Annotated in this window: 19 protein-coding genes; 5 read left to right on the top strand and 14 right to left on the bottom strand. The window is 63.1% G+C overall.

What is annotated here, in order from left to right; all coding sequences use genetic code 11:
- The first annotated feature begins 69 nt into the window (after positions 1-69).
- Entirely contained in the window at positions 70-207 is a 138-nt protein-coding gene (locus AC5RU3_RS07160) for a hypothetical protein (RefSeq protein WP_458116353.1), read from the top strand.
- Positions 208-410: 203 nt separating this feature from the next.
- Here the strand turns inward: AC5RU3_RS07160 and glgB are convergent, their stop codons facing one another.
- Genes glgB through AC5RU3_RS07175 form a run of 3 tightly spaced genes read right to left on the bottom strand, consistent with a single transcriptional unit; the run spans position 411 to position 7857 of the window.
- Positions 411-4076: a 1,4-alpha-glucan branching protein GlgB gene (gene glgB, locus AC5RU3_RS07165; protein ID WP_493965155.1), complete on the bottom strand. Its 3666-nt coding sequence runs from the start codon at positions 4074-4076 to the stop codon at positions 411-413.
- The gene (gene treS / locus AC5RU3_RS07170; RefSeq protein ID WP_309071202.1) at positions 4076-5842 is read right to left on the bottom strand and encodes a maltose alpha-D-glucosyltransferase; all 1767 of its coding nucleotides are present in this window, start codon (positions 5840-5842) and stop codon (positions 4076-4078) included. Before treS ends, glgB begins: the two co-directional genes overlap by 1 nt.
- The gene (locus AC5RU3_RS07175) at positions 5842-7857 is read right to left on the bottom strand and encodes an alpha-1,4-glucan--maltose-1-phosphate maltosyltransferase (RefSeq protein ID WP_493965605.1); all 2016 of its coding nucleotides are present in this window, start codon (positions 7855-7857) and stop codon (positions 5842-5844) included. The genes treS and AC5RU3_RS07175 overlap by 1 nt, the downstream gene beginning before the upstream one ends.
- 188 nt (positions 7858-8045) lie before the next feature.
- Here AC5RU3_RS07175 and glgP point away from each other — a divergent pair, with 188 nt between their 5' ends.
- The gene (gene glgP, locus AC5RU3_RS07180; RefSeq protein ID WP_309071201.1) at positions 8046-10655 is read left to right on the top strand and encodes an alpha-glucan family phosphorylase; all 2610 of its coding nucleotides are present in this window, start codon (positions 8046-8048) and stop codon (positions 10653-10655) included.
- Here glgP and glgX read toward each other — a convergent pair.
- The 6 genes from glgX to AC5RU3_RS07210 all read right to left on the bottom strand — a co-directional run bounded on the left by glgX (position 10652) and on the right by AC5RU3_RS07210 (position 17137).
- Entirely contained in the window at positions 10652-12742 is a 2091-nt protein-coding gene (gene glgX / locus AC5RU3_RS07185; protein ID WP_493965156.1) for a glycogen debranching protein GlgX, read from the bottom strand. The two genes, glgP and glgX, sit on opposite strands and share 4 nt — an antisense overlap.
- A 16-nt stretch (positions 12743-12758) precedes the next feature.
- Complete coding sequence (gene rlmB, locus AC5RU3_RS07190) at positions 12759-13748, bottom strand: 23S rRNA (guanosine(2251)-2'-O)-methyltransferase RlmB (protein WP_309071199.1); 990 nt, start codon at positions 13746-13748, stop codon at positions 12759-12761.
- 89 nt (positions 13749-13837) lie between these two features.
- Positions 13838-15286, bottom strand: a complete 1449-nt coding sequence (gene cysS / locus AC5RU3_RS07195) for a cysteine--tRNA ligase (protein WP_493965157.1) — start codon at positions 15284-15286, stop codon at positions 13838-13840.
- A gap of 24 nt (positions 15287-15310) precedes the next feature.
- Complete coding sequence (gene ispF, locus AC5RU3_RS07200) at positions 15311-15823, bottom strand: 2-C-methyl-D-erythritol 2,4-cyclodiphosphate synthase (protein ID WP_309071197.1); 513 nt, start codon at positions 15821-15823, stop codon at positions 15311-15313.
- A complete protein-coding gene (gene ispD / locus AC5RU3_RS07205) occupies positions 15820-16536 on the bottom strand; it encodes a 2-C-methyl-D-erythritol 4-phosphate cytidylyltransferase (protein ID WP_309071196.1) in 717 nt (238 codons plus the stop codon). The genes ispF and ispD overlap by 4 nt, the downstream gene beginning before the upstream one ends.
- Positions 16537-16654: 118 nt before the next feature.
- Entirely contained in the window at positions 16655-17137 is a 483-nt protein-coding gene (locus tag AC5RU3_RS07210; protein WP_056546372.1) for a CarD family transcriptional regulator, read from the bottom strand.
- 259 nt (positions 17138-17396) lie between these two features.
- Between AC5RU3_RS07210 and AC5RU3_RS07215 the strand changes: the two genes are divergently transcribed.
- Complete coding sequence (locus tag AC5RU3_RS07215) at positions 17397-17936, top strand: hypothetical protein (RefSeq protein ID WP_309071195.1); 540 nt, start codon at positions 17397-17399, stop codon at positions 17934-17936.
- Positions 17937-18004: 68 nt separating this feature from the next.
- Here the strand turns inward: AC5RU3_RS07215 and AC5RU3_RS07220 are convergent, their stop codons facing one another.
- Both AC5RU3_RS07220 and AC5RU3_RS07225 read right to left on the bottom strand, forming a co-directional pair.
- Positions 18005-18685, bottom strand: coding sequence for a response regulator transcription factor (locus AC5RU3_RS07220; protein ID WP_309071194.1), 681 nt, complete (start codon positions 18683-18685; stop codon positions 18005-18007).
- Positions 18682-19932: a sensor histidine kinase gene (locus AC5RU3_RS07225; RefSeq protein WP_493965158.1), complete on the bottom strand. Its 1251-nt coding sequence runs from the start codon at positions 19930-19932 to the stop codon at positions 18682-18684. Before AC5RU3_RS07225 ends, AC5RU3_RS07220 begins: the two co-directional genes overlap by 4 nt.
- A gap of 173 nt (positions 19933-20105) precedes the next feature.
- Here AC5RU3_RS07225 and phoU point away from each other — a divergent pair, with 173 nt between their 5' ends.
- A complete protein-coding gene (phoU, locus tag AC5RU3_RS07230; RefSeq protein ID WP_309071192.1) occupies positions 20106-20765 on the top strand; it encodes a phosphate signaling complex protein PhoU in 660 nt (219 codons plus the stop codon).
- Between the two features lie 113 nt (positions 20766-20878).
- Here phoU and AC5RU3_RS07235 read toward each other — a convergent pair whose 3' ends face one another.
- On the bottom strand, positions 20879-21634 hold the full coding sequence (locus AC5RU3_RS07235) for a phosphoglyceromutase (RefSeq protein ID WP_309071191.1): 756 nt from the start codon (positions 21632-21634) through the stop codon (positions 20879-20881).
- A 155-nt stretch (positions 21635-21789) separates the two neighbouring features.
- On the opposite strand from AC5RU3_RS07235, the gene AC5RU3_RS07240 reads away from it, so the two are divergent.
- Positions 21790-22512 carry a class I SAM-dependent methyltransferase gene (locus tag AC5RU3_RS07240; RefSeq protein WP_309123816.1) on the top strand — a complete coding sequence of 241 codons (723 nt, stop codon included), beginning with the start codon at positions 21790-21792 and terminating at the stop codon, positions 22510-22512.
- 12 nt (positions 22513-22524) lie between these two features.
- Here AC5RU3_RS07240 and AC5RU3_RS07245 read toward each other — a convergent pair whose 3' ends face one another.
- Complete coding sequence (locus tag AC5RU3_RS07245) at positions 22525-22845, bottom strand: DUF2516 family protein (RefSeq protein ID WP_309071190.1); 321 nt, start codon at positions 22843-22845, stop codon at positions 22525-22527.
- Between the two features lie 9 nt (positions 22846-22854).
- Positions 22855-24003 (bottom strand): trans-sulfuration enzyme family protein, encoded by a 1149-nt coding sequence (locus AC5RU3_RS07250; protein ID WP_309071189.1) that lies wholly within the window; start codon positions 24001-24003, stop codon positions 22855-22857.
- Positions 24004-24108 lie beyond the last annotated feature (105 nt).

The raw sequence follows: 24108 nt of genomic DNA on the forward strand, positions 1-24108 counted from the left end.
CGGAAAAAGAAGGATCCATGCTGCACAAAATTCGAAACCAGCCAAAAAACCAGCCACCCACGGAGGTGAATGACCAGTAAATCAACCAATCAAAAAACAATCGGTATCAACAAACATGGCACACTATTGAGTTCTCAAACAACAGAAGCACCCGGCACCAAACACAACCCTCAAGGCCGCATCATCGCTCCGGAGCAACTTTTCTAACTTACCCACCAAACCCCACCCCGTCAAATCCACCCTTCAAACACGCTTCCTGGCGTTCAGAACTGATCTGAATCTTCAGGATGTGGATGTTGGGCCGAACCCGAGGTCTTCGTCGGCGCGGATATAAACACTAGCACCCGATGGTCGGGATGTAAATCCGTCCATCGGGTGCCTGAAAAATCGGTCCTGAGCGTCCGCGAGACCTAGCTTTGCGCAGGCGTGAGGTACACGACGCCGAGCGGCGGCACCCGCAGATTCGCGTAGGCCGGAAGTCCGTTTTGGGCTCCCTCCACCGCCTGAACCGCGCCCGAGTTGATGACGCCCGAGCCGCCATAGGCTTCGGCATCTGTGTTGAGGGCCTCGGCCCACTCACCCGCCCACGGCATACCGACGCGGTAATTCTCGTGTGGAGCGCCGGAGAAATTGGCGATGCAGACCAACGGGTTACCCTGGGTGTCCCAACGCACGAAAGACAGCGTGTTGTGAGCGCCGTCGTTCTCGTCGATCCACTGGAAGCCAGCCGGATCGTTATCGCGCACATAGAGGGCAGGCGTATTGCGGTAGATCTCGTTCAGAGAACGTACAAGCTGCTGCACTCCCTTATGGGGGATGGTGTCCGAGAGCCACCAATCAAGGCCGTGCTGCTCCGACCATTCCGACTCCTGAGCGAACTCCGTGCCCATGAAGATCAGCTGCTTGCCGGGATGCGCCCATTGGAAGGCAAGATATGCGCGCACGTTGGCCAACTGCTGCCACCTGTCACCGGGCATCTTCCTGAGCAAGGAACCCTTGCCATGCACAACCTCGTCATGACTGATCGGAAGCAGGAAGTTCTCGGTGTAGGCGTACACCATGGAGAAAGTTGCCTTCCCATGGTGGTGCATGCGGTTGATTGGATCCTCGGCGATGTACTGGAGCGAATCATGCATCCAGCCCATGTTCCACTTGATGCCAAAACCAAGTCCACCCTGCGACGTGGGCCGGGTGACGCCGTCGAACGCTGTTGATTCCTCGGCGATCATCACAATGCCTGGCACACGCTTGTAGGCGGTGGCATTCACTTCCTGCAGGAACGAGATCGCCTCGAGGTTCTCGCGGCCGCCGAACCGGTTGGGCTGCCACTGGCCCTCCTGGCGCGAGTAGTCGAGATACAGCATCGAGGCGACTGCGTCGACACGCAGTCCGTCGATGTGGAACTCCTCCAGCCAGTACAAAGCGTTGGCAACGAGGAAGTTGCGCACTTCCCGCCGACCGAAGTCGAAGATCAACGTACCCCAGTCGGGGTGCTCACCCAGCTGGGGATTGCCGTGCTCGTAGAGGGTGTTTCCATCGAAGCGAGCGAGTGCCCATTCGTCCTTGGGGAAGTGCGCCGGCACCCAGTCCATGATGACGCCGATACCCGCCTGGTGAAGCTTGTCCACGAGGTACTTGAAGTCGTCCGGGTGGCCGAACCTCGCTGTCGGCGCGAAATACGACGTGACCTGGTATCCCCATGAACCGCCGAAGGGGTGTTCGGCGACCGGCATGAACTCAACATGCGTGAACCCCTGCCACTGCACGTACTCGACCAGCTCTTCTGCAAGCTGCTTGTAGTCGAGTCCAAGGCGCCAGGACCCGAGATGGACCTCGTAAACGCTCATCGGACCGTTGTGGGGATCCTTCGAACTGCGTTCCTCGATCCACGCGTCATCCTGGAAGGTGTAACGGGACTCCACCACCCGGGACCCGGTAAGCGGAGGCACCTCGGTACCCCTTGCCATCGGATCAGCCTTTTCCCGCCACTGACCGTCCTGACCGAGGATCTCGAACTTGTAGCAGGCACCGGCTTCAGCTCCCGGGACAAAGAGTTCCCAAATCCCGGAACTACCAAGAGAACGCATCGCATGGACTGACCCGTTCCAGCCATTGAAGTCCGCCTTGACGCGCACAGACTGTGCATTCGGTGCCCACACCGCGAAGCTCACTCCCGAGATGTCCCCGAGGGCAGATGAATAGCGGCGAACGTGTGCGCCGAGCGCGGTCCACAGGGTTTCATGCCTGCCCTCCGCGATGAGGTGAATGTCGATCTCGCCAAGGGTTGGCAGGAAGCGGTAGGCATCATCCACCAACTGGGGAACGCCGTCGTACACGACCTCCAGACGATAGTCCGGGACATGCCCGGGGCGCTCCGGCTCCAGGATGCCGACCCACACACCGTTGTGTTCGTGACTGAGCTCCACCCGCCCGGAGCCGGTCACCACGGTGACTTTCTCCGCAAGCTTGCGAAGGGTACGGACAGTTACATGCCCGTGCTGATCGAGGTGCGCTCCCAGGACTGCATGGGGCTGGTAATACCGACCATCGGAAACCTGCTGAAGGACCTCCGGATTCACCGGGATCGGCCCTCCGAGGGGAGCCTCTGCTGTTGTCTTGTTCTGGTCCACTGCCGTCTCACTCTCCTTTTCAGGGATGTTGCGGCCGTCTGCCTGTTCCTCGGCGGAGATACCGCCCTGGAGCATCCTTCGGACTGCGGAGACGGGAACGTCCAACCAATCCGGCCTGTTTCTCAATTCGTACACCACCTCATAGAGCGCCTTGTCGAGCCACAGCGCGCGGTACAGGGTGCTCGCTCGGTTCACTGTTGTTCCGGCCTCTTCGGAATAGCCGTCGAGGAACGCGGCCACGGATTCCGTGGCCCACAGCTCAGCGGAGGACGACTCCACCGCGCCCTCATGGACGCCGACTCCAGCTGCATATTCAAGCGAGCGAACCAGCCCGACGACGTCTCGGACCGGGACATCCGGCACGCTGCGTTCAGCTGCAGGGCGCAGCGGTTCGCCTTCGAAGTCCAGGACCAGCCAGGTTCCGTCGTGCGTCGCGAGGATCTGTCCAAGGTGGAGATCCGCATGTATGCGCTGCAGTTCCGGCAGATCCTGGAGTCCCTTGACCTCGTCAATGATCGCCCGGATTTGATCATCGAACGGTCCCACTGCTGACCCCGCCTCGCGCCAGGCCCATTCGATGCGACTGGCAAGCGACTCACGGAACTCACCTGCTTCCACCTGTGTTGCCGGTCGGCTTCCGAAGGCCCCGGCCAGCTGGGTGTGAATCCGGGCAATGACACGGCCCAGTTCACCGGCTTCCGTGGTGAACGGTTGCCCTCCTTCCAGCGCAGTGATGGCTTGCCGCCAGGCATCCTTGCTGCCAGGCAGGAATTCCCGAAGGACACTGAGGTGGCCGGTGACCCACTCCCCGTCGGACCGTCCGTCCTGCCAGCTACCCATGACCCACCCGAATGTCTGTGGAACATCCGTGGAGCCGGCGTCGGTGAGTTTCGCGCTCACCAGTACGTCCGGGCTCTCACCTGCTGCGAGAACCCGGAAGAACTTCAGGATCATCGGCGTCTTGCCCGAGGAGATGACAACCGAAGTATTCGACTGCTCGCCGCCCAAGACAGAGATGTCGTCCGACGGCGATACTCCGTCAGTGGACGCGAAGCCGCCGAGTGCTGTCGCGGTGGTCCGACCGTCGCCTGTCCCGGCTTCAGAGCGGATCAAGTCCAGCCACGCTGAGATGAACACCGGGTCGTGGGTGCCGTCATAGACATACCGGCGTCCAAGTTCCGCATGCTCTGTTTCACCGATAAGCGCGGCTTCAGCTCCATCGAGAGGCTCCGCCCGGAAGGTAAGCGGCACGTTGACGACGTCGAGCCTTCGTCCCGACTCCACCGCGACGATGTGGACCTCAAGGCCCACCTTGCCTGCAGGATCCTCCAACCGGATTCCGCCAGCGCGGCTCAGGGAAATATCCCTGCCCTTCGACGGGAACCAACGCTGACCAGGCATCCAGGCTGTGAGGAGGTCGGGAAGAGGTGACGTCGATGTGCCCATTACTTTACTGCCTCCGAAATAGGGATTACGGGGATGGCTTCGGTATTTGGAGACGCGACATTGGAGCTTGCCGAGCGCAGGCGCAACCAGTAGAAGTCATGGCTGCCCAGCGTCAGCGTGAGGTCGCCATCCTCAGCGAATGCCGGGAAGGGAGTGCCGCCGAAGAGGTCACGCAACCCCCTGCCTGAATACTCAGGCAGGTGGAGGCGGGCGGCAACCGGATGCTGGGACAGGTTGAAGACGCACAGGATGACCTCAGGCTGCTCGCCCTCTGCGTTACCCGGCGCGACCTCTCGGATGAAGGCGAGAACCGGCTCGGCTTCGGTGGGCACGTTCCGGTAGGAACCGAGGCCGAAAGCAGGATGCGACCGGCGTACGGCAAGCATCTGACGCATCCAGTGCAACAGCGAGCTCGAGCTCGCAAGCTGCGCCTCAACGTTCACGTGATTGTAGTGGTACACAAGCGACTGCACGACCGGAAGGTAAAGCTTTCCCGGATCAGCCGTGGAAAACCCGGCATTCCTGTCCGGGTTCCACTGCATCGGTGTACGTGAGGCATCTCGGTCCTCAAGCCAGATGTTGTCGCCCATTCCAATCTCATCCCCGTAGTACAGGAAGGGACTTCCCGGCAGGGACAGGAGCAAGGCGTGAATGAGCTCGACCTCGGCCCTGGAGTTGTCCAGCAACGGCGAAAGCCGTCGCCGGATGCCGATGTTGGCGCGCATACGGGAATCGGGGGCATACCACCCCAGCATGGCTTCGCGCTCCTCGTTGGTGACCATCTCGAGGGTGAGTTCGTCATGGTTCCTGAGGAAAGTGCCCCACTGAGCGCCAGCCGGAATGTCCGGAGTTTCCGCCATCGTCTCAATGATCGGTGCAGCCTTCTGATCCCGAAGGGCATAGAAGAGCCGCGGCATGATCGGGAAGTGGAAACACATGTGGCACTCGGCGCCCTCTTCATCGCCGAAGTACTCAACCACCTCGTCGGGCATCTGGTTGGCCTCGGCGATGATCACGCGCCCAGGGTAGTTCTCGTCAACCATGGCCCGCAGGTCTTTCAGGAACTTGTGCGTTGCAGGCAGATTTTCGCAATTCGTGCCGTCTTCTTCGAAGAGGTACGGGATCGCGTCTGCGCGGAACCCATCGATTCCCTGATCCAGCCAGAATCGCACGACATCGAAGAGCGCCTCGATGACCTTCGGGTTCTCGAAGTTCAGGTCCGGTTGGTGACTGAAGAACCGATGCCAGAAGAACTGCCGGCGCACCGGATCGAACGTCCAGTTGGATTCCTCAGTGTCCACGAAGATGATGCGGGCGTCCTGGTACTTCTCGTCCGTATCACTCCAGACGTAGAAGTCGCCGTACGGCCCGTCCGGATCAGTCCGCGACTCCTCGAACCACTGATGCTTGTCCGACGTATGGTTCAGGGGAAGGTCGATAATGACGCGCACGCCGCGTGCGTGGGCCTCAGCCACAAGGCGCTTGAAGTCGCTCAGGCTTCCGAACTCGTCCAGCACATCGTAGTAGTCCGCGATGTCATACCCGCCGTCACGAAGCGGAGACTTGAAGAACGGCGGCAGCCAAAGGCAGTCGACACCCAACCACTGCAGGTAGTCGAGCTTGTCGATCAGGCCCGTGAAGTCGCCTGACCCGTCCCCGTTGGCGTCGGCGAAGCCGCGCACCAGGACTTCATAGAACACGGCCTTGCGGTACCAGTGCGGATCATGGGCAAGGCCCGGGGCATGTAGCTGAAACGGGTTCGCCACTAACGCGTCCTCCTGACGGAAAGGATATGTGCTGGCTCCACGTGGGCATCCAGCCTGACATAGTTGTGGGCTCCCCACTGCCAACTCTGACCGGTGATGAGGTCATCCACCCAGAAGGTGCCGTCCTCATTCCAATCGCCTTCCCCCAGCCCCAGAGCACTCAGGTCGAGCGAAGCGGTGCACTCGCGGGCACTATGGGGGTCGACATTGACGACGACGATCAACGTGTCTTTCCCCTGACCGTCGTCTCCGAGGCCTTCCTTGTGCTTGGAGAAGACGACTGTGGCGTCGTCGGTGCTGCTGTGAACCGTGAGGTTCTCAAGATCACCCAGAGCCGGATGAGAGCGGCGAATCTCGTTCAGCCTTGTCAGGAAGGGCGCGAGGCTTCGGCCCTGCGCCTCAGCGGCTTCGTAGTCACGCGGTCGGTACTCGAACTTCTCATTGTCGATGTACTCTTCGGCACCTGGACGGGCGACGTGTTCATACAGCTCATAGCCCGAATAGACGCCCCACAGCGGACTGGCCATGGAGGCGAGCACCGCCCTGATCTTGAACGCAGCCGGCCCGCCGTACTGCAGGTACTCGGTCAGGATGTCCGGAGTGTTCACGAAGAAGTTGGGTCGGAAGAACGCGGCTGTCTCCCGGCTCACCTCGGTGAAGTACTCCTCCAACTCGGTCTTGGTGTTGCGCCAGGTGAAGTAGGTGTAGGACTGCTGGAATCCCGCGCGACCCAGAGCATGCATCATGGACGGCCGGGTGAATGCCTCGGCCAGGAATACGACGTCCGGGTGCTTGCTGTTCACCTTCGCGATCAGCCATTCCCAGAACTGCACGGGCTTGGTGTGTGGGTTATCCACACGAAAGATGCGTACTCCGTGGCTTACCCACAGCAGGACGATCCGGAGTACTTCGTTGTAGATGCCCTCGGGGTCGTTGTCGAAGTTGATCGGATAGATGTCCTGATACTTCTTCGGCGGGTTTTCGGCGTAAGCGATGGAACCGTCCACCCGGGTCGTGAACCATTCCGGATGCTCGGTGACCCAGGGGTGATCAGGAGAAGCCTGTAGCGCAAGGTCCAGCGCTACTTCCAAGTTCAACTCGTTGGCTCGGCGCACGAAGGCATCAAAATCGTCGAAGGAGCCCAAATCCGGGTGAATCGCATCGTGGCCGCCCTCGGGTGCGCCGATCGCCCAGGGCGACCCGGGGTCGCCAGGCCCGGCGTTCAGGGTGTTGTTAGGTCCCTTGCGGTGGGTCGTGCCGATCGGATGAATCGGCGGAAGGTAGACGACGTCGAACCCCATACGCGCGACGGCGGGCAGCCTCTCCGCCGCGGTGATGAAGTTGCCTGAGGTCCACCGCGCGTTTGACGGATCGTACCTGGCGCCCTCTGAACGCGGGAAGAACTCGTACCAGGAGCCCCGGCCCGCGGCCTCCCGCTCGACCAGGATGGGGTATGCCCGCGAGGGTGTTACGAGCGCCCGCAGGGGCTCGCGCTCAATCGCTGCGCGGATGTCGGCGGAGTGCCCGGCGGCAAGGCGTTCGTCGATCGGCAGTTCCCGGTTGCGCAACCGCTCTGCGGCCGCGAGGAATAGTCTCCGCTCCGCGTCCGGCCGGGATGAGGACTCTTCAGAGAAGAGCACAGCGCCCTCTTCGAGCATCAGCTCGACGTCGACGCCGGCATCGATCTTGACGGTGGCGTTGTGGTGCCAGGTCTCGTAGAGGTCGCTCCAGCCCTCGATCCGGAAGGAGTGGAGTCCGACGCCGGTTGGCCGCAGAAGACCCTCGTAACGGTCTGTGCCCATCCCAAGGGGAGTGAGTCGAGTGCGCTGCACCTCTGCCCCTGCGGGGTCGAGCAGCACCGCTGACACACCGAGCTGGTCGTGTCCCTCACGGAATACGGTCGCTCCTACGACGACGTCGGAACCCGGAATGGCCTTCGAGGGAAACAGCCCTCCCTCAACCACCGGGGACACCTTGGTGATGGGTATTCGTCCAAACCGCAAATCTTCGCCCATGGATGCGCCTGCCCTTGTTCGTGTCGCCTCGCTTGAAGTGGTCACAGCTAGACGTTATCCATTATTGGGCGAGATTGCTAAGGCGACTTCCTAAACAGCAGGAGTGTTGCGTGTCACATTGCAAGCGTTTACGCACATGAGGGCGCAGGACGTGCTCCGGCTCCGGAATGTGCGCTAACGTACCCATCGTGAAGGCAATCCGTAGGTTTACTGTCCGTACCGTTCTTCCGTCGAGCATTGCTCCCCTGGGCAAGTTGGCCGGCAACCTGCGCTGGTCTTGGCATCTGCCGACTGCGCGCCTCTTCCACGACATCAATCCTGAGGCATGGGAAGCCAGCGGCCATGATCCTGTTCAGTTCCTCGGGTCCGTCACCCGCGAACAGTTGCAGCAGATTGCAGCGAACCAGGAACTGGTGGCCCGGATTCAGGATCTGGGTGAAGACCTTGACCGCTACCTCACCGAGCCCCGCTGGTATCAGTCCCTCGGTGAAGACGCACCAAAGTCCATCGCATACTTCTCACCTGAATACGGAATCAGCGCTGTGCTTCCCCAGTATTCGGGCGGACTGGGGATCCTGGCCGGTGATCATCTCAAGGCAGCATCTGACCTCGGTGTCCCCCTCGTCGGCGTCGGTCTGCTATATCAGGCCGGCTACTTCAAGCAATCCCTTTCCCGTGACGCGTGGCAGCAGGAGACGTATCCCGTCCTCGATCCGGACGGCCTCCCCCTTACCCTCCTTCGTGAAGAGGATGGAACCGCCGCATCGGTCGTCCTCCCCCTACCCAATGGTCGCGAGCTGCGTGCGCATATCTGGCGTGCCGACGTCGGGCGTGTCCCCCTGCTGCTCCTGGACTCGAACGTTCCAGGCAATGACGAGGCCGCCCGCAACGTCACCGACCGCCTGTACGGCGGCGGCGGGGATCAGCGTCTCCAACAGGAACTCCTGTTGGGCATGGGCGGAGTGAAGGCACTACGCATTTTCCAACGGCTCATGGGATCTCCGGCGCCGGAGGTGTTCCACACCAACGAAGGCCACGCCGGGTTCCTGGGCATCGAGCGCATTCGCGAGCTGATGGACTCCTCCAACGAGCAGCCGATGTCCTGGGAGGAAGCCCTTACCGCGGGCCGCGCCTCCACGGTGTTCACCACTCACACGCCGGTTCCTGCCGGAATTGACCGCTTCGAACGCGCACAGATTCAGCATTTCTTTGATGCCGGCCTGGCGCCGTCCGTTCCCATCGAGCGCGTCCTCGAACTCGGCGCGGAGAACTACGAGGGCGGAGACGCGTCGAAGTTCAACATGGCAGTCATGGGGCTGCGGTTGGCCCAGCGCGCCAACGGCGTCGCAAAGCTGCATGGCGAGGTCTCCCGGGAGATGTTCGCAGGGCTCTGGCCGGGATTTGACTCGCGCGAGGTCCCCATCACGTCGGTCACGAACGGCGTGCATGTTCCCACCTGGGTTGACCCGCTGATCGCCGACTTCGCTCGGGAGAGCTTCGGCGCGGAGTCCGTCCTCGACCCGCAGTGGGCGCGGGTGTATGACGTCGAGGATGCGGATATCTGGCGTTTGCGTCGCATCATGCGTTCCAACCTGATCGACGACGTCCGCTCCCGGCTACGGGCCTCATGGAAGAAGCGCGGTGCGGCCGACGCCGAGCTCGCATGGACGGATAATGTCCTCGACCCGGGCGTGCTCACCATCGGATTCGCCCGCCGCGTGCCCACCTACAAGCGCCTGACCTTGATGCTTCGCGATCCTGACCGTCTCAAGGCACTCCTGTTGCACCCGACGAATCCCATTCAGTTGGTGATCGCCGGCAAGTCACACCCGGCCGATGAGCAGGGCAAGCGCATGATTCAGGATCTGGTTCGGTTCACGGACGATCCCGAAGTCCGCCACCGCATTGTCTTCCTGCCGAATTACGACATCGCGATGGCCCGCACGCTCTTCCCGGGGTGCGATGTGTGGCTGAACAATCCGCTCAGACCGCTTGAGGCCTGTGGCACGTCGGGTATGAAGTCGGCCATCAATGGTGGGCTCAATCTCTCCGTGCTGGACGGCTGGTGGGATGAGATGTACGACGGCGACAACGGCTGGGCCATCCCGACGGCCAACAACGGTGCGTCGGCTGATGAGCGGGACGACATCGAGGCGGCGGCACTCTACGACCTCATCGAGGAACAGGTGGCACCCCGCTTCTACAGCACCGCACACCCGTCCGCCGGGGCGGCCGGTCCGTCCGCTTCATCAAACGACGGCGTCCCTCATCAGTGGGTCGCGATGATCAAGCACACCATGGCCAAACTAGGACCGGCAGTGTCTGCCGAACGGATGCTGCAGGACTACGTGGGGCAGCTATACCAGCCCGCGTGCCGCTCCGGACGGCTCGCCGTGCAGGACGGCTACAGTTCGGCCCGGCACATGGCTTCATGGCGGTCAAAGATCAAGGACGGCTGGTCTGCGGTGCAGGTTGAGCACGTCGACTCCCTCGGCGTCACGGAGGAGCCGCAGATCGGAGACTCGCTGACGGTCAACGCCTACGTTTCGCTGGGAAGCCTTGGACCGGATGACGTGAGCGTGGAAGTGGTTCACGGGCGCGCATCCGAGAACGACGACCTGAGCGAAGTTGCCGTGGCCGAACTTCGGGTATCAGAGGACCTCGGCCGCGGCCGGTTCCTGTTCAGCGGCGAGATCGTCATCGATCACTCAGGGTCCTTCGGATACACCGTCCGGGTACTCCCGCAGCACGAGAGCCTCGCGTCCAAGGCCGAGCTGGGCCTCGTGGTGAACGCCTAGGCGCGTTCCTGGGCGCGGTAAACGCTAATCGAGTTCGACGCCGCGGTGTCTGTTTCTCCCGCGAGGAGACGGGCACCGCGGCGTTTTGCGTTGGCGGAGTCGGTGCTGAACCGGAGCTCGAACGACTGGTTGCCGCACTCGCCGGCGCCAAGCTTCTTGAGGGCCGTCACCGTCGGAAGGATCACCGGGCGGTCCTCAAGGTGGCCGTTGACAACGATCAGGCCGTCAAGGGTGCCGTCGGGTGATCCCAGCAGCAGCTGAACTGTGCGGCACTCCGGGTTTGACCACTCCTCCTGCGCCATTGGCTCCCCGTGCGGGTTGAACCACAGGAGGTAGGAGGTGTCCTCCCGTGCCGGATATCCGGCGGGCTGCTCGCTGAGGAACTCCCGCCGGATGCGCAGCAGCTCTCGGGTGGCGGTGAGCATGGTGTGCGCGGCGTCGTCCTGGTTCCAGTGCACCCACGCAATCTCGTTGTCCTGGCAGTAGGCGTTGTTGTTGCCGAGCTGCGTGCGGCCGAATTCGTCACCGGCCGTGATCATGGGGACACCAAGCGCGAGGAGTTGAGTGGCCATCAGGTTGCGGGCGGAGAGCGCCCGAGCCCCAAGGATCCTCTCCTCCTCCGTGGGGCCTTCAACACCGTGGTTGTAACTGCGGTTGTCATTGTGACCATCACGGTTGGCTTCGCCGTTGGCCTCGTTGTGCTTCCGGTTATAGGCCGTGAGGTCGGCTAGCGTGAAACCGTCATGGGCTGTGACGAAGTTGATTGACGACACGGCTGTACGCCCGGAACGGGCGAACACATCGGCCGAGCCTGCCAGGCAGCTTGCAAGCCGGGCGACAGTTCCCGCGCGGCGACCATCAGCCAGGGCGGCCTGGTCGCCCAGCCAGAAGTCGCGCGCAGTGTCCCTGAAGCGGTCGTTCCAGTCGGCCCAACCCTGCGGGAAATTGCCGGTCTGCCAGCCGTTGTAGCCAACGTCCCAGGGCTCGGCGATCAGCTTCACTCCGCTCAGGACCGTGTCGGCAGCGATGGCGATCAAAAGCGGGTGCCTCGGCGTGAAGTGATGGGCTTCATCCCTGCAAAGCGCCACGGCAAGGTCGAAGCGGAACCCGTCAATGCCGAACTCGTCCACCCAATACCGCAGCGAGTCCAACGCGAACTGGATGACACGGGGTTCGGTGAAGTTGACCGTGTTTCCGCAACCGGTGGTGTCGAGATACCGGCCGTCGTCGTGGTGGCGGTAGTACTTCAGCTCGCTCAGACCACGCCAGCACAGCGCAGGTCCGCCCTGCGGGCCTTCGGCGGTGTGGTTGTAGACCACGTCGAGGATCACTTCGATCCCTGCCTCATGGAGGAGCCGCACCATGCCTTTCAGCTCGTCCTGGACGGCTTTCGGGCCGGCCCGGCGGGCAGCCTTCGTAGCGTACTCGGGGTGGGGCGCGAAGAAGCCGAGCGTGTTGTAGCCCCAATAGTTATTCAATCCGAGCGGAGCGAGATGCGGCTCGTCAATATGGAAATGGATCGGCAGGAGCTCGACCGCGGTGATTCCAAGATCAAGGAGATGCTTGATCATGGCGGGGTGGGCGAGCCCGGCATATGTGCCCCGCAGTTCCTCAGGCACGTCGGGATGCAGTTGGGTCAGTCCCTTGACGTGAGCCTCGTAAATCACGGTGTCGCGCCAGCGGGTGTCCGGGCGGCGGGATGAACCCCAGTTGAACTCGTGGTCCACCACAACCGAGAAGTAAATGGCCCGCTCGCCCGCCTGCAGCGTATCAATGGCGCGGCCGTAGGGGTCAAGAAGCAACTGGGAGGTGCCCGGCCCCGCAGGCAGTGCCACCCCGGTAGGCCAGAACGCATACCGCAAGGACCCGCCCAGACCCTTCACCAGCCCATGGTGGACTCCGTCAGTCAGCTCAGGCAGAGCGGCGGAGTTCCACTCACCGTTGGCGTCCTGGAAGTGCAGCGTCACCGCGTCCAGATCAGGTGCGTAGACAGCGACATTGAAGAGCTCCGGCTGGCTGCCGGAACACCGACGAACTCCCAGTGGGAACGCTTGGGAACGTTGGGCGATCTCGGTGGTCAGGCTCATGAAGGAGATTCGTTTCCTAACGCGCTTCTGCGGCTCGCTGGCGCGAGATCTCGTAGAGGCTGATACCAACGGCCATCGACGCGTTCAGCGACTCCATGGCCGAGTCGATCGGGATGGAGACAATCTGGTCGCAGTTCTCCCGCACGAGCCGGGAGAGGCCCTTACCCTCCGATCCGACGACCAGACAGACCGGTTCGGAACCGAGGGTGAGCGCCGGCAGCGAGATGTCGCCGTCGCCGTCGAGACCCAGAACGAAGATTCCCAGATCCTTGAAGGATTTGAGCGTGGAGTTCAGGTTGCCGACGCGGGCCACGGGAACACGCACAGCCGCACCGGCGCTGGTCTTCCACGCGGAGGCTGTGACGCCGACCGAGCGGCGCTCGGGCACGATGACGCCGTGGCCGCTGAAGGCCGACACCGACCGGATGATGGCGCCAAGATTTCGAGGGTCGGTGATCCCGTCCAGTGCGACGAAGAGCGGAGCGTGGGCAATGTGCCCCTTCTTCCACTTGGCGATCGCTTCCCTGGCAAGGTCCAGCCCGTCCGCGTACTCGTAGGGCGGAATCTGCAGCATCAGTCCCTGGTGAACGGAGCCGTCGGCCAGGCGGTCCAGCTCCGGCTTGCCCGTTTCCATCAGGGGGATCCCGCGCTCAGTCGCGAGCTTCAGGGATTCACGGACCCGATCATCCACGTCAATCCTGATCGCCACATGCAGCGCTTTGGCCGGGATGCCGGCGCGGAGTGCCTCGACTACCGCGTTGCGACCGGTGACGTATTCCTCACCGGGTTTGGACCTTGCACGCCCGGCGGCAGCCTTGCCCGCCAGCCGCTTGGCAGCGGAACGTTCTGCGAGCTGCTTGCTCTTGTACGCCTTGTGATACGGGCGGTCCTCAGCCTTCGGCGTTGGCCCCTTGCCCTCAAGGGCTTTCCGTCCGTGTCCGCCGGTGCCTGTGGTGGGGCCCTTCTTGGTCTTGCGGATAGCACCAGGACGTCCGTGGTTGGCCATGGGGAAACACCTTCAGGTAGAGGACTTGCGTGTTCCCAGTTTACGCGGGCGGGCGCCCTTCCCTTTCCCTGACTGAAACCCTCGGACAGTCAGTCCCGCGCGAGACTCCAGCGCGCGCCGTCGGCAGAGTCTTCGACCACGACGCCGGCGCCGGACAATGCGTCCCGGATGGCGTCCGCACGGGCCCAGTCCTTGCCGGCCCGGGCTGCTGCCCGCTCAGCCAATTGCGACCTGATAAGCGCGTCGAGAGCGGCGTGTTCCGGACTGTCCTCAGTGCCCTGGGCGGCACCGACGTCGTCGAGTCCGAGCGCGGCGGTCATGGCCGTGACTGCGGCGGCGGCGTCGGCAACGGCGCGGTCGTCCTTGTCGGCAAGCGCAGAATTGCCGGCTCGTACGGTGTCGTGAAGAACAGCCAGCGCGCGGGGAACGTTCAGGTCGTCATCCATCGCCTCAGCGAAGGCGGCGGGGAGGTCCTGCCAGCTTGCTTGGCGACCTGCGTGGCCGGACTTCGCGAGGAACCCGTCAATGCGTTCGACGGCGGCGGCGGCTTCCTGCAGCGACGTTGGCCGGTAGTCCAGCACAGAACGATAGTGGGCCTGCCCAAGGTAGTACCGGACAACCCGTGGGGTTGCGAGCTGCAGCATCTCGGCTGGGCTGATCGTGTTGCCAACGGACTTGGACATTTTTTCGCCCTGGTAGGTCACCATCCCGTTGTGCATCCAGAATCGGGCAAATGGGTGACCTGCAGCCTGAGACTGGGCCATCTCGTTCTCATGGTGTGGAAAGCGCAGGTCGAGCCCGCCGCCATGGATATCGAACTCGGCGCCGAGATACTTGGTGACCATCGCGGAGCATTCAAGGTGCCATCCCGGGCGACCGGTTCCCCACGGGCTGGGCCAGGCCGCCGTCGTCGGCTCCCCCTCTTTCCAGCCTTTCCAGAGGGCGAAGTCGCGGGGGTCCCGCTTGCGGTTGCTGAACTGCGCTTCCACATCCGGTGCCGCCTGCATGTCATCCACACTCTGGCGGGTCAGGCTGCCGTAGGCGGGCCAGGACCGCACGTCGAAGTAGACATCCCCGGAATCGTCCGCCGCCGGGTAGGCATGGCCGCGGTCAATGAGCCGCTGGATGAGCTGGTGCATCTCCGGGATGTGCCCGGTGGCCCGCGGCTCGTAGGTGGGCCGCTGGACGCCGAGGGTGTCGTAGGCCTTGAGGAATTCCTGTTCGTAGCGATAGGCCAGAGCCCACCACTCCTCGTTGGGCACCCCGTCCGGATCCGCCGGCGCTTCCTCGAAGGAAGCCTTCGACTTGGCGAGAATCTTGTCGTCGATGTCGGTGACGTTGCGGACCACGGTGACGGCATAGCCGCGCACCCTGAGCCAGCGCGTGAGTTGATCGAACGCAATGGCTGACCGAACGTGACCGACGTGCGGCATTCCCTGGACGGTTGCCCCGCAGTAGTAGACCCGCGCGGCCCCTGGGGTCAGGGGCGTGAACTCACGGACTTCTGTTGTTGCGGTGTCATAGAATCTCAGGCTCACCGATCCAGACTACCGAATCAGCGGTCACGCACCGGCAGCGTCTGCTCCGTTCACCCGCACGACGACGGCGGTCGCGATCGCCGCGATTCCCTCACCCCGCCCTGTGAAACCCAGTCCGTCAGTGGTGGTGGCCGATACCGTGACCGGCGCACCGACAGCTTCTGACAAGACGGCCTCTGCCTCAGCCCGCCGCGGCGAGAACCTGGGACGGTTTCCCACCAGCTGGACGGCAACGTTGCCGACCTCGAAACCCGCTGTCCGCACGATGTGCGCAGCCTCCGCAAGCAGGGTGATTCCGGAAGCGCCTGCGTACTCAGGCCGGTCCGTGCCGAAGTTGCTTCCCAGGTCGCCCGTTCCGGAGGCCGAGAAGAGGGCGTCTGCCGCCGCATGCGCAACGGCATCACCGTCGGAGTGCCCGGCGAGGCCGCGCTCGCCCGGCCATTCCAGTCCGGCCAGCCACAGGGGCTGCGGTTGGTCCTCCGGGCTGAATGCGTGAACGTCCACACCGATACCCGTGCGGGGAAGACTCGTAGTCACTGTTGCTCCTTGGCGTACTGGGGTGCTTGGAGGATGGCTTCGGCGAGCGTCAGGTCAAGGGGTGTGGTCACCTTGAACGCCAGAGGGTCGCCCTGCGCCAGGGTTACCGGAATTCCCAGCATCTCAACCAGCATCGCGTCATCGGTCGCTGAAGCGGCAGCCGAAGGATCTGCATGTGCCGTACGGAGTGTTGCTGCGTTGAAGCCCTGCGGCGTCTGGACTGCCCGGAGCAAGGCGCGCTCGGGAGTAGACGTCACCGTATCTCCCTCCACCACCTTGATGGTGTCGGATACCGGAATTCCGGGAACGACGGCGGCCGATCCTTTCCGCACGCATGCCGCCACCGCACGGAAGACGTGGGGCGGCGTGAGCGCCCGCGCCGCATCATGGACGAGGACGATGTCGATATCGGGAGGCAGGGCGTTCAGTCCCGCTCGCACCGATTCGGGCCGGTTGGAGCCGCCGTCGACCGCTGTCATGGTGACCTGGGGGTGGGTCTGAGCGGCAACGATTGAGCGCAACTGGCTGTCCCCGCGTGGCACGACCACCGTGACGTGTGCAGCAACTGCAGAGGTCAGGACGCCATGGAGCGCATGCTCAAGGAGCGTGCGACCGGCACATTGAACCAGCGCTTTGGGGATGCCTCGACCGAGGCGCTCCCCCGCTCCTGCGGCGACAACGATCACGCCAACGCGTGAGGGATCTTCAGACACAGCTTCACCCTACGCGAAGGAACAGAGGCGCTTGCGCACTGCAAGCATCAACTGCAAACGTCCGCTGCAGAGGCACCGGAAAAGGAAAAGGACCGCGATAACGCGGTCCTTTTTCTTCCTAGGAAGCCAGTACTTCGTCGAGTACTGTGGCTGCCTTCTCTTCGTCAGTCTTCTCTGCCAGAGCAAGCTCCGAGATGAGGATCTGGCGGGCCTTGGCCAGCATCCGCTTCTCCCCTGCAGACAATCCGCGATCGTGATCCCGACGCCAGAGGTCCCGAACCACTTCGGCAACCTTGATGACATCACCGGATGCGAGCTTCTCCAGGTTTGCCTTGTAGCGGCGCGACCAGTTGGTGGGCTCTTCGGTGAATTCCGCCCTGAGTACGTCGAAAACGTGCTCAAGGCCTTCCTTGCCTACAACATCGCGTACCCCGACGAGGTCAACGTTTTCCGCTGGAACTTCAATGGTCAGATCACCCTGAGCCACTTTGAGCTTGAGATACATCTTCTCTTCGCCCTTGATAACGCGCATCTTGATCTCTTCGATCTTCGCAGCGCCGTGGTGAGGGTAAACAACTGTTTCGCCAACCTCAAAAACCATGTGGATAATCCCCTTTCCCGCAGATCAGTTTATCACGAAACCGACACGCCGATTACGCGTTTTCGCAGGTCAGCGGGCGGATCGACGATCAATTGGCTATCATTCCGCTCTTGACGCGGGGCGAATTAGGTGCATGTCAACGCACTGTGTTCGGTCAGGGAGGCTCAACGAAGTCCAAGAATCGCCCTCATTGCCGATAGGCTGTTCCCTAGCGTTATCCGTCGGTCCGCGTGACCAGCTACCCACAGGAGTTTGTGCCGTGAAGAGTGCCCCGAAGAAACGAGTACAGCTGGCAACCACTGCCGGTGCCGCTGTGCTGGCTGTCCTTGGAGCAACCGGCTGTTCAGCAGTGAATGAACAGGCCACGACTATCCAGTACGCGGCTTCCGACGGAATCGTCGAGTCAGTTGGTCCGGTCAAGCTGCGCAATATCCTGATCATCACCTCCGGTGAGGGCGAGCCGGGCACACTGCTCGGAACCATGATCAACGACTCCGACTCCCCGGTCCAGGTCACGATCGACGGCGAGAACGAAAGCTCGCAGATCACGATCGAAGCCAACGACAAGTACGTCTTCGAGGACGAGGTCGACGACGACGGCACCCTTGAAGGCGTCAGTGAAGTTCCCGGGTCGCTGGTTGACCTCGAATTCAGTGTGAACTCCGAGACCGCCACGTTCGGTGTACCGGTTCTGGACGGAACCCTCGAGGAGTACCGCGAATACGTTCCCGGAGGATTTACTCCGGAACCCTCTCCTTCCGAGGAAGCCGGCGAAGCGGCCGCCGAAGAAGAGCACTAAAACCCACGAAAAAGGCGCCGGTCAGGAAATGACCGGCGCCTTTTGTGTTCCCGCTCTTCCCTCTGGGGTTAGGGCTCGTACTTGTACCCGAGTCCGCGCACGGTCACCAGGTGCCGGGGCGCAGACGGATCGGGCTCGATCTTCCCACGGAGCCGCTTGACGTGGACGTCGAGCGTCTTGGTATCACCGACGTAGTCCGACCCCCACACCCGGTCGATGAGCTGGCCGCGCGTCAGCACCCGGCCGGAATTGCGCAGCAGCATCTCGAGGAGCTCGAACTCCTTCAACGGCAGGGAAACCTGGTTGCCGTTGACGCTGACAACGTGCCGCTCCACGTCCATGCGCACAGGTCCGGCTGCCACCGTGCTGGAGATCAGCTCCTCCGGTTCACCCTGCCTGCGCAGAACGGCGCGGACCCGTGCCACAAGTTCGCGTGAGGAGTAGGGCTTGGTGACGTAATCATCGGCACCCAGTTCCAGGCCCACGACCTTGTCGATTTCCGAATCCTTCGCCGTCAGCATGATGACCGGCACACTCGAACGCTGGCGCAACTGACGGCACACTTCGGTTCCGGACAAGCCCGGTAGCTGCAGGTCGAGGAGCACGAGGTCGGCTCCGGCACGGTCGAACTCGGTCAGCGCATCAAGTCCGTTGTCGACGACGACGGCGTCGAAGCCCTCCTTGCCGAGCAGATAGGACAGGGGGTCGCTGAAGGACTCTTCGTCCTCAACGATCAGGATGCGGCTCACGCTTCAACTCCTTGATTCTGGGCAGTCCTGCCCTTGGTGCTCTGCACACTCTCGTGCTTCTTGCTTCCGGTGGGCGCGCCTCCGGCGGTGCCGGCAGCGGGTGCCAGGCCGGCGTCGTCGTCCGTGGTTTCCATCTCCGGCAGACGCACCGTGAACGTGCTGCCCTGACCGTGCTGGGACCAGACGGTCACTTCACCGCCGTGATTGGAAACGACGTGCTTGACAATGCTGAGTCCGAGGCCGGTTCCCCCGGTCTGGCGTGAGCGCGCCGCGTCGATGCGGTAGAAGCGCTCGAAGATCCGCTCCTGCTCCTCGGGCGTGATGCCCAGGCCCTGGTCGGTCACGGAAATCTGCGCCAGCCCGTCCCGCGAGCGGAGACCCACACCGACCCTGGTTCCCTCCGGCGAGTAGCGGATGGCATTGTCGATCAGATTGCGGAAGGCGGTCATGAGAAGGTCCGGGTCTCCGAAAACCGGCGCATCGATTGTGCCGCCGACCACGATCTCGATCTGCTTGCTTTCCGCCGGGAGCTTGTTGCGGTCCACTGCTTCCGCGAGCACGGCGTTGATGTTGACCGGCTTTCCGCGGCGGACCACATCCGTTCCCTGCAGCCGGGACAGTTCGATGATGTCCTGGACAAGTGCCGACAGGCGGCCGGATTCCTTGTGCATCCGCTGGGCGAACCTGCGCACAGCCACCTCGTCCGACGCGGCATCCTCCAGCGCCTCGGCGAGGAGGGAGATGGCACCCACCGGGGTTTTCAGTTCGTGGGACACATTCGCGACGAAGTCGTTGCGAATCTCTTCGGTGCGGGTTATTTCCGTGCGGTCATCTGCCAGGATCAGGATGTACTCCTCGCCCAGTGCGGCGACGCGGGCCTGGACGATGATGGTTCCCTGACCCAGCGGCCCGCGCGGCAGCTCCAGCTGGCGCTCCTCGATGACGCCGTCCCTCCGCACGCGCGCAGTGAGCTCGAGCAGCTCGCTGTGCACGATGGTGTGGCCCCGAACCAGCCCGAAAGCGTAGGCGGCGGGACTGGCGCGGACAACGCCGTCGATCGCGTCCACGATGACGTAGGCACGCCCTACGACGGACAGCACATCGGCGGCGCCCTTGGGAAGAATTGGTTCGTCGGAATCCAGGCGCGCACGGCGCTGCGCCTCGCTCGCCCGAAAGGCGAGGACGCCGGCCACGCCGATAGCGAGGCCAACCAGCCCGGCGACGAGGCTCAGCAGTACAGGATCCACGGATCTAGCTTAGGCCGTGGTTACACCGCACCCTGCTGATCCGGTGGCATTGGCCCAGTGGTTCAACTAACGTTCACCTAAAGGTGCGTAACAGTTAAGAGGCAGCTGAAAACGTGCTGGACAGGACTGCGCATCTGCGCCCGTTCAGTACCTCAAAGGGAAAGGACGCCCACGTGCGTAAGGTTTTTCAGGCGGAGCTTCACCAGATCGGCGAAGAACTCATCGAGATCTCGAAGCTGGTTTCCGAGGCCATGCAGAAGGCCACGACGGCGTTCGAGGGAGCTGATACCGAGTTGGCCCAGGAGGTTATCGCCGCGGATGCACGCATCGACTTCCTGCAGAACGACCTCGACGAGCGTGCCATCGACGTGCTTGCGCTTCAGGGCCCGGTCGCAAGTGACCTGCGCATGATCGTGGGAGCGCTGCGGATGAGCGCATCGCTCGAGCGCATGGGCGATCTGGCCCGCCACATCGCGCAGCTCGCCCGCCTTCGCTTCCCGGAGAATGTCATCCCCGAAAGCATCCGGCCCACCTTCAACGAGCTGGCGCAGCTGGACATCGCAATCGCCAGCAAGGTGACCGAGCTGCTCGAAACCCGCAATCTTGAGCTGAGCAACGAAATCTACGCCCACAACGCGCGGGTCAACGAACTTCATGCGGGGGTGTTCAAGGCGGTTGCCGCAGCGGACTGGAACGCCTCGGCGCCCACCACCGTGGATGTCACGCTGGCCAGCCGCTACTTCGAGCGGTTCGCCGACCACGGCGTCTCTGTTGCCCGGAAGGTCACCTACCTCGTCACCGGTGAGTGGCAGCCCAGCGCTCCGCTCAACTGACCCACCTGCCGGACAAACGACGACGGCCCGCTTCCTTCCCCAGGAGGCGGGCCGTCGTCGTTGTGAAGGTTTGATTCCACCCGGTGCAGGGTGGAAGCACTACCGGCAGGAAGTCAGTGCTTGGCCTTGCCCTGATTCGCGACCGCCTCGATGGCGGCAGCGGCGGCGTCGGCATCGAGGTAGGTACCGCCGGCCTTGACCGGCTTCAGGTTTTCGTCCAGTTCGTACACGAGAGGAATGCCCGTCGGGATATTCAGCGAGGCGATATCCGCGTCGCTGATGCCGTCAAGATGCTTGACGAGAGCACGAAGCGAATTACCGTGGGCTGCAATCAAAACGGTCTTGCCGGACTTGATGTCCGTGCTGATGTCCGACTCCCAGTAGGGCAGGAAGCGCTCGAGTACGTCCTTCAGGCACTCGGTGCGCGGCACGTTCTCGCCCAGGTCCGCATAGCGGGGGTCATTGGCCTGGGAATACTCGCTGGAATCGTCGAGGGGCGGCGGCGGCGTGTCATAGGAGCGGCGCCACTCCATGAACTGCTCCTCACCGAACTCGGCAAGCGTCTGGGCCTTGTCCTTACCCTGCAGCGCTCCGTAGTGACGCTCGTTGAGGCGCCAGTCGCGCTTGACGTCGATCCAGCTGCGATCTGCCGCTTCGAGGGCGAGGTTCGCAGTGATGATTGCGCGCTTCTGGCGTGAGGTGTAGACGATGTCCGGCAGGATGTCGTGTTCCACCAGCAGCTCACCGCCCCGCACAGCTTCCTTGCGGCCCAGTTCCGTCAGTGCCACGTCCACCCAGCCTGTGAAAAGGTTCTTTTCATTCCACTCGCTCTGGCCATGGCGCAGCAGGATCACTTTGTAAGAAGTCATGGCTCAAGTCTGCCGTATTTGGGCATGAGGGGCACACGAAGTGCAGCCGATGGACCTTTCATTACCCGTAACCTTGAACGGTGCCAGAACGAAAGCCCGGACAGCCGGTTGGAGCGATCACCCGCGGCACCACGAATCCCAATCGTCTCCGGCGCATGGACCGGTGGTTGACCGGACCCCAGGCGTGGCGCATCCGCGGGGCTGATGATCCCCTGGTGGTGGACCTCGGGTACGGCGCTACGCCGGTGACCGCCGTCGAACTTTTCTCCCGCCTGCGGGCGCTCCGGGGCGATGTTGAGGTGGTCGGTGTTGAGATCGACCTTGAGCGCGTCCGCGCAGCTCTTCCGCTTGCACGCCCGGGCCTAAGCTTTGTGCAGGGCGGATTCGAGGTTCCGCTGGGCGGACGGCGTCCCGTCGTCGTACGCGCATTCAACGTACTGCGTCAGTACGGTGAGGAAGAGTATCTGGCGCACTGGAACCGTGTGCGCGGCCGGTTATCCTCAGACGGGCTGTTCATCGACGGGACCTGCGACGAGATCGGACGACGGTCGACGTGGGTGGCGATCACCCCGGAGGGACCACTGTCACTGAGTATTTCCCTCCGGTTCGGAGGTTTCGAGGTGCCCTCCGATGTGGCCGAGAGGCTGCCCAAGGCGCTGATCCACCGCAACGTTCCCGGGGAGCGGGTATTCGACTACCTGCAGACGCTGGATCGCGCCTGGCATGATGCAGCGCCGCTGCGATCATTCGGAAACCGGCAACGCTGGCTGCGTATGTGCACGTCCATGCGCGACGCCGGTTGGCCGCTTCTTGACGGCCCGGCGAGGTGGCGGTTGGGAGAAGTGACAGTCGCCTGGGATGCGGTAGCGCCCCGCTAAGAAGGCCGAGGCTTACCAGGGCCCGTACGGCCCGCTACCCTGGACTTCGCTGACCGCCGGCTTCACGTCTGCAAGGTAGACGCAGGCCGCGATGATGGCAACGAGTTGCAGCAGCCCGAACAGTCCGGCGGCGCCGAACAGGGCTGTGAGCGCTCCGATGCCTGCAGCGCCTGCGGTCATGCCCAACCAGAAACTCTTGGTGCGCTTGAACGTGGCTTCGAAGGATGCCGGCTTGCGCTGCGCGCAGTCGACCAGCGCCCACAGTTCGATACCGAGCGCGAGGAAGGCAAGACCCCGGAACAGCCAAAACTCGGTCAACAGCACGATTTCCACGGAATCAGCCTAGCGGTTATCCGGCGCGGAGGAGAGTGCTGCTTCCAGATCCGCCCAGAGATCCTCGATGTTCTCGATACCGACGGACAATCTGACCAGCGCTTCCGGAACCGTCTTCGGCTCCCCGGGCTGGCGTCGTCGTCGTTCAATCAGCGATTCCACGCCACCGAGGGAGGTGGCGGGCAGCCACAGGCGGACCGCTTCCACGAGGGCGTCCGCGGCTTCCCGTCCGCCAGCCGGCTCGATGCTGATGATGCCGCCGTAGCCCTTGAGCTGTGCGGTGGCGCGCTTATGGCCCGGATCGGTGGGAAGTCCCGGATAGCGGACCCGCTCGACCGCGGGATGCCCGGCAAGGCGCCGCGCAAGTTCCATCGCGTTGGCCTGGCTGCGCTCCATCCGCAGTGCAAGGGTGCGCAGTCCGCGCAGCGCGAGCCATACCTCGAACGGCCCGGCGATCGCCCCGTGGAGCGTGCGGTAGGACGTCAGCTGGTCACGCAGCTCAGGGTTGGAGGTGACCAGTGCACCGAGCACGACGTCGGAATGGCCGGCAAGATACTTCGTGACCGAGTGCAGAACGACGTCGGCTCCGTAATCCAGCGGTCGGCACACCAGCGGTGTGTTGAAAGTGTTGTCGACGACGACGAGGGCGCCCACGGCATGGGCGGCGTCGGCGAGGACAGCGGTCTCGGCGACCTCGAGCATCGGATTGGTGGGGCTTTCGAGCCACAGCATGTCGGCGCCTTCAAGCTGACCGAGCACCTGCTCGGTGTCCGCGACATCCACCTGCCGAACGGTGAGCCGCCCGCGGGCCTCCTCGGCGAGCGCCAGCGAAACGGAGCCACCGTACGCGTGGCGCGGGATGACAACTACTCCCCCGGTGGGAACAAGCGAAAGGGCCGCCGCGGCAGCTCCCAGCCCCGACGCGAAGGCCAGTGCCGGCAGCGCAGCACCCTCGAGCTCCGCAAGGGCCTCCTCGAAGGGATCCCAGGTGGGGTTGGACATGCGCGCATAGATACGGTCGCTGCCCGTGGGGGCAACAGTTTCGTGGAAAGTCGACGACAGCACGATCGGCGGGTTGACAGGAGAATCGTGCTCACGCCGCGGGCGGCCTGCGGCCACAGTGAGCGTATCCGGGGCAAGGTTCGCGTGCTGGGTCATTCGATCAGGTTAGTTGGTCCGGGCGCCCGGTCCCTGCATCGACCGGGCGCTTATTACGGATTCTGGCGCGATCAGCGGTTGTGGGCGCCCGCTCGATCCCGGTGA

The organism is Arthrobacter sp. MDB1-55 (assembly GCF_059092925.1).